At 71.1% G+C, this 8,637-nt stretch carries 9 protein-coding genes; 6 read left to right on the top strand and 3 right to left on the bottom strand.

What is annotated here, in order from left to right:
• Positions 1 to 124 precede the first annotated feature (124 nt).
• Together V7004_RS14020 and V7004_RS14025 are read right to left on the bottom strand one after the other, a co-directional pair.
• Positions 125 to 706 (bottom strand): hypothetical protein, encoded by a 582-nt coding sequence (locus V7004_RS14020; RefSeq protein ID WP_334144742.1) that lies wholly within the window; start codon positions 704 to 706, stop codon positions 125 to 127.
• 142 nt (positions 707 to 848) lie between these two features.
• Complete coding sequence (locus V7004_RS14025; RefSeq protein ID WP_334144743.1) at positions 849 to 1,910, bottom strand: acyl-CoA dehydrogenase family protein; 1,062 nt, start codon at positions 1,908 to 1,910, stop codon at positions 849 to 851.
• 64 nt (positions 1,911 to 1,974) lie between these two features.
• On the opposite strand from V7004_RS14025, the gene V7004_RS14030 reads away from it, so the two are divergent.
• From V7004_RS14030 to V7004_RS14045, 4 genes are read left to right on the top strand one after another with little or no spacing between them, the layout of a single operon-like run.
• A complete protein-coding gene (locus V7004_RS14030; protein WP_334144744.1) occupies positions 1,975 to 3,174 on the top strand; it encodes an acyl-CoA dehydrogenase family protein in 1,200 nt (399 codons plus the stop codon).
• Positions 3,171 to 4,007: an enoyl-CoA hydratase gene (locus V7004_RS14035; RefSeq protein WP_334144745.1), complete on the top strand. Its 837-nt coding sequence runs from the start codon at positions 3,171 to 3,173 to the stop codon at positions 4,005 to 4,007. Before V7004_RS14030 ends, V7004_RS14035 begins: the two co-directional genes overlap by 4 nt.
• Complete coding sequence (locus V7004_RS14040) at positions 4,008 to 5,216, top strand: CaiB/BaiF CoA transferase family protein (protein ID WP_334144746.1); 1,209 nt, start codon at positions 4,008 to 4,010, stop codon at positions 5,214 to 5,216.
• 2 nt (positions 5,217 to 5,218) lie between these two features.
• Positions 5,219 to 5,722 carry a cupredoxin domain-containing protein gene (locus V7004_RS14045; RefSeq protein WP_334144747.1) on the top strand — a complete coding sequence of 168 codons (504 nt, stop codon included), beginning with the start codon at positions 5,219 to 5,221 and terminating at the stop codon, positions 5,720 to 5,722.
• Positions 5,723 to 5,770: 48 nt separating this feature from the next.
• On the opposite strand, the gene V7004_RS14050 is transcribed toward V7004_RS14045, so the two are convergent.
• The gene (locus tag V7004_RS14050; protein WP_334144749.1) at positions 5,771 to 6,865 is read right to left on the bottom strand and encodes an acyl-CoA dehydrogenase family protein; all 1,095 of its coding nucleotides are present in this window, start codon (positions 6,863 to 6,865) and stop codon (positions 5,771 to 5,773) included.
• Positions 6,866 to 6,942: 77 nt separating this feature from the next.
• Between V7004_RS14050 and V7004_RS14055 the strand changes: the two genes are divergently transcribed.
• Positions 6,943 to 8,157, top strand: a complete 1,215-nt coding sequence (locus V7004_RS14055) for an acyl-CoA dehydrogenase family protein (protein WP_334144751.1) — start codon at positions 6,943 to 6,945, stop codon at positions 8,155 to 8,157.
• The coding region (locus tag V7004_RS14060) for an LLM class flavin-dependent oxidoreductase (protein WP_334144752.1) at positions 8,154 to 8,637 on the top strand (484 nt) is incomplete at its 3' end. The genes V7004_RS14055 and V7004_RS14060, both read left to right, overlap by 4 nt.

Consider the following 8,637-nt stretch of genomic DNA (forward strand, 5'->3'; position numbering starts at 1 on the left):
ACCACCACCACCGCCGTCGGCGCCCCAGAAACAACGAATGCGCCAGCGTGTTGGTTCCCGTCATTCACCGCCGCGCCAGCCCAGCCAGTTGGAACCAGCCAGACCAACGAGCCCACCGCTCCGATCACGAACCGGAGGACATGGCGCACCCCGCCACCCCCTCCCATCGCGCATCGACCACGACATCGTCGACCTTCCAGAGCCCGTCGACGTGAAGAAGCGTCGCCTCGGCGTGCGTCGTGACCACCGCGTTGTTCAACACAGCGCCGTCCTGCACGGAGAGCACGAGGCCGTCGTCGACTGCGCAGTCTCGGATCGCCGCTCGCCCCTCACCGATCTCCGTCACCACTGCCTCATGGCGATACACCGAACCCGGTGGAAGACGGAGCAGTACCCCCGCAATACGGTTCTGTTGAATGGAATCCCGAGCTCGCTCCAAGGCTTCACCCGTGTAGTAACGGGCAAGGCCCGGATGATCGGGATTGGGCGGATCGTTCGCGGCGAGCCACGTGTCCCAATACCCCTGGTACGCCGCGAGGATCGCTTCCTCATCGGAACGGGGCTGGGTGGTGGGGCTCGTCTGCTCGACCGTCGACGACGGCGGAGGAGCCGGCGTCACACCCGGCGCCGACCCCTCCCCCTCACTCCCACCACCACACCCGGCGAACAGGACACCGAGCACCAACACACCGAACACACGGCGCATCGAAGCCCTCCCAGATCCGCCCTCGCCGTTGCGGCTCCGGAAGCTACGAACGACCAGCACCACCTCTCAAGCGGCATCCGTCACATCGCGGACCCTCCGTAGCCCCCGAACCACGATCCGCGACAACAACCGAAACGGCGTTTCAGATCACGCTCTCGCCCGCCTCGACTCGCGCTCGCAGCATCGACGCCAACCGGGCCCGGTGGAACACCGCGTCGCCGAAGGCTCGCTCGTCGAGCTGCGACCGCTTCAGGAAGAGGTGCACGTCGGACTCCCACGTGAAGCCGATCCCCCCGTGCACCTGCAACGCCGACGCGGTCACCCGACGGGCCGCGTCCGAGCACCAGGTCTTGGCCGTCGAGGCGGCGATCGACCGGTCGGGGTCGTCCGCGGCCACGCACCACGCCGCCCAGTACGCGCTGGAGCGCATCCCCTCTACGTCCACCAGCATGTCCGCACACCGGTGCTTGACCGCCTGGAACGATCCGATCGGGCGCCCGAACTGCTCCCGGTCCTTGGCGTAGGCCACCGCCAGCTCCAGCGAGCGGGAGGCGAGCCCGAGCAGCTCGGCCGAGTAGGCCGTGGCCCCCAGGTCGCAGAACCGCTCCAGCGCATCGACCCCCCCGAGCCGCACCGCAGGTGTGCCGTCGAAGACCAACCAACCCACCTCGCGGGTGCGATCCATCGCCGGTTCCGCCGCGGGCCGTCCGCCGGCGCGCAGGTCGACCGCGAACACCGCGTCCTCCGAGCGCACCACCGCCACATCCGCCGACGGCGCGTACACCGCGGGCTCGGTGCGACCGGCGAGCACCCACCCCTCGCCGGTCGGTTCCGCCCGGACCGGCGACCAGGCGATGGTGGCGATGGACGCTCCGCGCACCAGCGGCTCGACCCACTCCGGCGCAGCGTCCGCCAGCATCGTCAGGGCGACGATCTGCTGGAGCACGGGCGCGGGCGCCACGTGTGCGCCGACCTGCTCGAGCAGCACCGCCACCTCGACGAAGCCGAGCCCGAGACCCCCGCAGGATTCGGGGAGCGCGATCGCGGTCCAGCCCTGCTCGACCATCGCGGCCCACAGCTTCGGGTCGAACCCGCCGCCGGCATCGACCACCGCCCGAACCTGCGTCGGCGACGCGTAGCCGGCCAGCAGCTCACGAGCCGCGTCGCGCAACGCGAGCTGGTCGGCGGAGAGCTCGAAGTCCACGGCCAGACCATACCTGACGTCCGTGTCAGCCCTCGGGGTGCCGGCGTCTAGGATTGATCCGCCTATGGACCTCGCTCCCACGCCCGATCAGCAGGCGTTCCGGGCCGAGTGCCGGGCATGGCTGCAGGCCAACCTCCCCTGGGAGTACGGCAAGGGGCTCCCCCCGCACTTCGACGACCTGGCCGAGGAGGTCGCCTTCCTGCGCGGGTGGCAGCGCCGGCTGGCCGAGGACCGGTGGGTGGGGGTGACCTGGCCCGAGCGCTACGGCGGGCGCGGCGCCGGCGCGCTCCATCACTACATCGTGCAGGAGGAGCTGGCGCGGGCCCGTGCCCCGGAGCTGGTCGGGCGCATCGGCGTCAACCTGGTCGGCCCCACCCTGCTGGCCCACGGCACACCCGAGCAGCGGGACCGCTGGCTGCCGGCGATCCTCGACGCCACCGAGCTGTTCTGCCAGCTCTTCAGCGAGCCGGGCGCCGGCAGCGACCTCGCCGCGCTGGCCACCCGGGCCGAGCGGGTCGAGGGCGGCTGGCGCATCAACGGGCACAAGGTGTGGACCTCGTACGCCCAGTTCGCCGACTGGGGGCTGCTGCTCGCCCGCACCGACCCCACCGCGCCGAAGCACCAGGGCATCTCGGCGTTCGTCATCGACATGCATCAGCCCGGGGTGGAGGTCCGCCCGCTGCGCCAGATCACCGACGAGTACGACTTCAACGAGGTGTTCTTCACGGACGCCTTCGTGCCGGAAGAGAACCTGATCGGCGCCGAGAACGACGGCTGGCGGGTCTCCTCCTCGACGCTCACCCACGAGCGAGGTACCAACCCGCGCCAGCTCGTCATCCACGCCCAGCTGCTGGAGGAGCTGCTGCGCCTGGCCCTCGAGCAGGACCGCTTCGACGACCCTCGCCTCCAGCAACGCCTGGCCGAGGCCTACGTGGAGGTCAGGCTGTTCCAGCTGCACAACTGGCGATCCCTGTCCCGTCTGGCGCACGGGCGCGAGCTCGGGCCGGAAGGCAGCGCGCTGAAGCTGTACTGGAGCGAGATGAGCAAACGGCTGCACGACACGGCGATGGCGGTGCTCGCCGACGCGGCGCCGCTGTGGTGGGGGGCGTCGGGCAATCCCGGCGGCGGCCGCTGGCAACGGAGCTGGCTCTACTACCACGCGGCCTCGGTCTTCGCGGGCACCAACGAGATCCAGCGCACCATCATCGGCGAGCGGGTGCTCGGCCTGCCCCGGGAGCCGAAGCAGGAGGCCAAGGCCCAGTGAGCGAGTTCGAGACCCTGCTGTACGACGTCGACGGCCCGGTGGCCACGATCACCCTGAACCGCCCCGACCAGGCCAACGCGCAGTCGATGCAGCTCATCGACGAGCTCGACCGCGCGCTCGACCTGGCCGACGCCGACGACGCCGTGCGGGTGGTGATCCTCGCCGCGGCCGGCAAGCACTTCTCCTCCGGCCACGACCTGAAGGAGCTGGTCGGACCGAGTGCGGATCCCGAGCTGCAGCGCCGCCGGGCCACCGCCGAGGGCAAGTTCCGCCACGAGCGCCAGATGTACTTCGACCGCTGCGTGCGGCTCTACGAGTTCCGCAAGCCCACCATCGCCGCGGTGCAGGGACGCTGCATCGCCGCGGGTCTGATGCTGGCCGCCATGTGCGACCTGATCGTCGCCGCCGACGACGCGGTGTTCCAGAACCCCGTCGCCCGCATGAGCGGCGCGGGGGTGGAGCTGCTGGTGGAGCCGTGGGAGCTGGGCATCCGCAAAGCCAAGGAGTTCCTGCTCACCGGCGACGAGATCGACGCCCGCGAAGCCTGGCGGCTGGGGATGGTGAACCAGGTGGTGCCCCGGTCCGAGCTGGCCGCGGCGGCGCGAGCCATGGCCGACAAGATCGCGCTGGTGCCTCCCGTGACCGCGGAGCGCATCAAGGACTCCATCAACCAGACCTTCGAGCTCATGGGCAAGCGCCACTCGTGGAACTTCCACTTCATGGCCCACCACTTCACCCACAACACCGCCACCGCGCTCGGCAAGCTGGCCGAGCGCGAGCAGATGGGCTCGATGAAGGAGGTCTTCGAGGCTCGCGATCGGGGCGACGCCTAGATGGGCGGTCCCCTCGAAGGACTGCGGGTCATCGACGTCGGGACCCGCATCTCGGCACCGTTCTGCGCCGGTCTGCTCGGCGAGATGGGCGCCGAGGTGATCAAGGTCGAGCAGCCCGGCGTCGGCGACTTCATGCGCGAGATCGGCCCGTTCGTGCCCGTCGAGGGCGACGACGGCCCCGGGCACTCCCTGTTCTGGTCGGTGGAGGGGCGGGGCCGCAAGGGCGTGACCCTGGACCTGCGCAAGCCCGAGGGCCAGGAGCTCTTCCGCCGCCTCTGCCGCCACGCCGACGTGGTGTGCGAGAACTTCCGACCGGGGACGATGGAGCGCTGGAACGTCGGTCCGACCGACCTCGATCCCCGGCTGGTGATGGTGCGCATCTCGGTCTTCGGGCAAGACGGGCCCTCGTCGCTGCGGCCAGGCCTCGACCGCCTGGGCATCGGCTACGGGGGCCTGCTGCACCTCACCGGCTACCCGGATCGTCCCCCGGTGCGACCGGGAGTCACCGTGAGCGACTACCTCACCGGGGTGTTCGCGGCCCACGCGGCGCTGGCTGCGCTCTACCGGCGCGACGCGCGCCGCACCGGCACCGGGGCCGTGGTCGACGCGTGCCTGTACGGGTCGGTGCTGCGGATCCTGGAGTGGACGATCGCCGGCTACGACCGGCTCGGCATCGTGCGCGAGCGCGAAGGCAACCGGCTGGCCAACTCCGCCCCGCTCGACAACTACCCCACCGCCGACGGCAGGTACGTGTGCATCGTGGCCGGCTCCGACGCGAACTTCCGCCGGCTGTGCGCGGCCATGTCCCGACCCGAGCTGGCGACCGACGCCCGATTCGCCCGCCTGGCGGATCGGGCGGCGAACGCCGAGGCGATCAACGGGATCGTCGAGGCGTGGACCCGCTCGCTCACCGCCGCGGAGATCGAGCAACGCTGCATCGACCACGACGTGCCGGTGGCCACCGCGTACACCGCGGCGGACATCGCCGCCGATCCGCACATGCAGGCCCGCCACGACCTGGTCACCGTGGTCGACTCGGTGATCGGCCCGGTGCGCCAGCAGGCCCCGTTCCCCCGCTTCGTCGGGGAGGAGCTCCCGGTGCCCTCGAGCGCGCCCCGTCTCGGCGAGCACAACCGGGAGGTGTGGTGCGGGCTGGTCGGGCTGAGCGAGGACGAGCTCGCCGCCGCGTCGGCAGCGGGCATCATCTGAGCATGTCCACGCCCCGCCGTGCCGTGACCGCCGCCGCCACCGCCACCCTCGCCGTGGCCCTCACCGCCTCCCTCGCCGGCTGCTCGAGCGGCGGCAGAGGCGGCGGGAGCGATGCTGATCGGGCCGCTCCCCCGCCGACCACGGCGGGAGCGACCGGCGCGCCGGCGCCAACCACCGGCCCTCGTAGCAGCGCGCCCAATGCCTGCGACAGCAAGATGCCCGGCGAGGTGATGACCGCCGAGGAAGCGGTGGTGCGTTTCTCCGACCAGCAGGTCTGCCCCGGCTACGTCACCGTCGCGCTCGGCACGCCGGTCACGTGGCGGAACACGGGCCAGGCCACCTACACGGTCACCATCAAGGACGGCCCCCTGCCGACCAGTGCCGAGCTGCGGCGCGAGCGTGTCGAGCCGGGCGCGAGCGTGGCGGTCGAGCTGCCGAGCGGCCAGTTCGCGTGGACCACCGATGCCCTCGAGGCCTTCGTGGGCACCGTCGAGGTCCAGGGCTGAACGGCGATCGCCCCGGCCCGACCCCCGGCCCGCTCGGGGCGTGATCGCTCAGGCCGGGTTCAGGACCAGGTCGGCCACCCGCTCCCGGTGGATGCCGTGGTAGCCGAACAGCAGGTCGTTCTGCTTCGCCCGCCGGTAGTGCAGGTGCGCGTCGCAGTCCCAGGTGAAGCCCACCCCCCCGTGGATCTGGATGCACTCCCCGGCGACCTCGTTCGCGGACTCGGGCACGTAGGCCTTGGCCATCGCCGCCGCCTCGGCCCGCACCGGGTCCTCCACGTCGGAGGCCCACGCGGCGAAGTGCGTGCCCACCCGTGACAGCTCGATGCGGTGCAGCATGTCGACCGTCTTGTGCTTGATCACCTGGAAGGTGGCGATCGGCCGGTCGAACTGGACCCGAGCCTTGGCGTACTCGACCGCGAGGTCCTGCGCGGCTTCCATGGACCCGACCAGCTCCGCGCACAGGGCCACGCACGCGTCGTCGACCACCCGCCGCCACAGGCTGGTGTGATCACCGTCGGGGCCCACCGGCTCCGCCGGCGTGTCGCGCAGCTCGAGCCGGGCCACCTTGCGGGTGAGGTCCCAGGTGGGCACCAGCTCCGCGCGCGGGGCTTCCACCAGGAAGGTGCCGATCCCCTGCTGGGTGCGGGCCACCACCAGCACCCAATCCGCGGTGTGCCCGTCGAGCACCACCGGCTTGGTGCCGTTCAGCAACCAGCGGCCGGTCTTCCGGCTGGCCCGGGTGCGTACCCGGTCGACCACGTCGCCGTGACCCTGCTCGTCGAGGGCCACGGTGCCGCGGGTGGCGCCGGAGGCCAGCGAGGCCAGGCGATCCTCGAGACCGAGCTGCTTGGCCGCCAGGGTGGCGAGCACCGCCGAGGAGAAGAACGGCCCGGGGAACACCACCCGCCCCATCTCCTCCATCAGCACCACCAGATCGACCATCCCGAGGCCGAGACCGCCCTGGGCCTCGGGGACCAGCACCCCCGTCCAACCGAGATCGACGAGCTGGCTCCACACCTGGTCGGTGAAGCCACGCTCCTGCTCCATCATCGATCGGACGTAGCTCGGCGGGCTCTCGGCGGCGAGGAAGGACCTCACGGCGTCACGAAGCTGGTCCTGCTCGGCGCTGAAGGTGAACTCCATGGTCGGCGACCTCGGGCGTGGCGTGGCGGCTGCGGTGGCAGGCGGAGAAACCTGACACGGATGTTAGTTTTCTGGCCATGGACTTCGCCTACACGGCCGAGGACGAAGCCTTCCGGGCCGAGCTGACCCAGTGGCTGGAGGACAACCTCGACAAGTTCCTCGCCGAGCACCCCCACGACGGCGACGACGCGGCCGGCGCCGGATCGAGCGGGATCATGGCCGCGATGGAGCGGCGACGGGCCTGGCAGCGCAAGCTGAACGAGGGCCGGTGGGCGGCCATCACCTGGCCCGAGGAGTGGGGTGGTCGCGACGCCACGGTCACCCAGAGCGTCATCTACTCCGAGACCATGGCCACGTACCGCACGCCGGGCATCTACAACGCCAACGGCCTGTGGCAGATCGGCCCCATGATCATCCGGTGGGGCACCGACGAACAGAAGCACCGCTGGATCCCCAACATCCTCAACGCCGATGACCACTGGTGCCAGGGCTTCTCCGAACCGCAGGCCGGCAGCGACCTGGCCAACCTCCGGACCCTCGCCATCCGCGACGGCGACGACTACGTGCTCAACGGCCAGAAGATCTGGATCTCGAGTGCCCACATCGCCCGCTGGGGCCTGTTCCTGGTGCGCACGGACCCCGCGGCCATCGCCGAGGGGCGCAAGCACGAGGGCATCACCGCGCTGATCATCGACATGGAGACGCCCGGCATCGACGTGCGCCCCATCCGGGACATCGCCGGTGAGGAGATGTTCTGCGAGGTGTTCTTCGACGACGCCCGGGTCCCCGTCGAGTACCGCCTCGGCGGCGAAGGCGAGGGATGGCTGGTGGCCATGGGCACCCTCGGCTCGGAACGGGTGGGCACCGCCGGGCTGGCCATCGGCATGCGGGCCGACCTCGACGCCATGATCAACCTGGCCAAGGCGGTCAACCCCGGGGCGCTGGACGATCCCGAGATCCGGCAGCGCATCGCCCGGGCCCACACCGACATCGAGTACACGAAGCTGCTCAACTACCGGGCGTTGTCGAAGATCCTGCGGAACGAGAAGAACTGGCCGGAGGTGCCGCTGGCGAAGCTGCAGTGGAGCCACCTGGCACAGACCCTCGCCGAGCTGGCGGTGGACCTGCTGGGCCCCTACGGGATGATGGCCAAGGGCGGCCCCGATGCCGTCGACGGCGGCGCCTGGAACCGGCTCTACGTCTTCCAGCGCTACACGTCGATCGGGGCGGGCACCACCGAGGTGCAGAAGAACATCATCGCCGACAAGGCGATCAAGCTGCCCCGGAGGTGACCCGGCTCGGGATCATCACCCCGGTCGTCACCCTCAACCCTCGCGCCCACAACGCCTGGGAGGAACGTGCCGGGGTCGACGAGGTGGTGGCCGTGGCGCAGGCCGCGGACCGCCTGGGCTTCCACCACCTGACCTGCAGCGAGCACGTCGCCGTGCCGGCCGCGTACGCCGACACGCGAGGCACCCGCTACTGGGATCCGGCGGCGACGCTGTCGTTCCTGGCCGCGCACACCCGGCGGATCCGGCTGGCCACCCACGTGCTGGTGCTCGGCTACCACCACCCGCTGGCCATCGTGAAGCGCTACGGGACGCTCGACCTGCTGAGCGGCGGCCGGCTGATCCTCGGGGTGGGCGTCGGCTCGCTGCGGGAGGAGTTCGACCTGCTGGGCGCGGGCTTCGAGGACCGGGGCCGGCGCGCCGACGACGCCCTCGGGGTGCTGCGGGCCGCGTTCGGGCGGCGGGAGGTGGACGGGTTGGTCG

It is taken from the genome of Rhabdothermincola sp. (assembly GCF_036846205.1).
In the GTDB taxonomy this organism is placed as follows: Bacteria; Actinomycetota; Acidimicrobiia; order Acidimicrobiales; family Acidimicrobilacustridaceae; genus Rhabdothermincola.

Coding starts and splice junctions, on each gene's coding strand:
- V7004_RS14020 (WP_334144742.1), bottom strand. CDS start 706: ATGCGCCGTGTGTTCGGTGTGTTGGTGCTCGGTGTCCTGTTCGCCGGG.
- V7004_RS14030 (WP_334144744.1), top strand. CDS start 1,975: ATGGACCTCGCTCCCACGCCCGATCAGCAGGCGTTCCGGGCCGAGTGC.
- V7004_RS14040 (WP_334144746.1), top strand. CDS start 4,008: ATGGGCGGTCCCCTCGAAGGACTGCGGGTCATCGACGTCGGGACCCGC.
- V7004_RS14045 (WP_334144747.1), top strand. CDS start 5,219: ATGTCCACGCCCCGCCGTGCCGTGACCGCCGCCGCCACCGCCACCCTC.
- V7004_RS14050 (WP_334144749.1), bottom strand. CDS start 6,865: ATGGAGTTCACCTTCAGCGCCGAGCAGGACCAGCTTCGTGACGCCGTG.
- V7004_RS14055 (WP_334144751.1), top strand. CDS start 6,943: ATGGACTTCGCCTACACGGCCGAGGACGAAGCCTTCCGGGCCGAGCTG.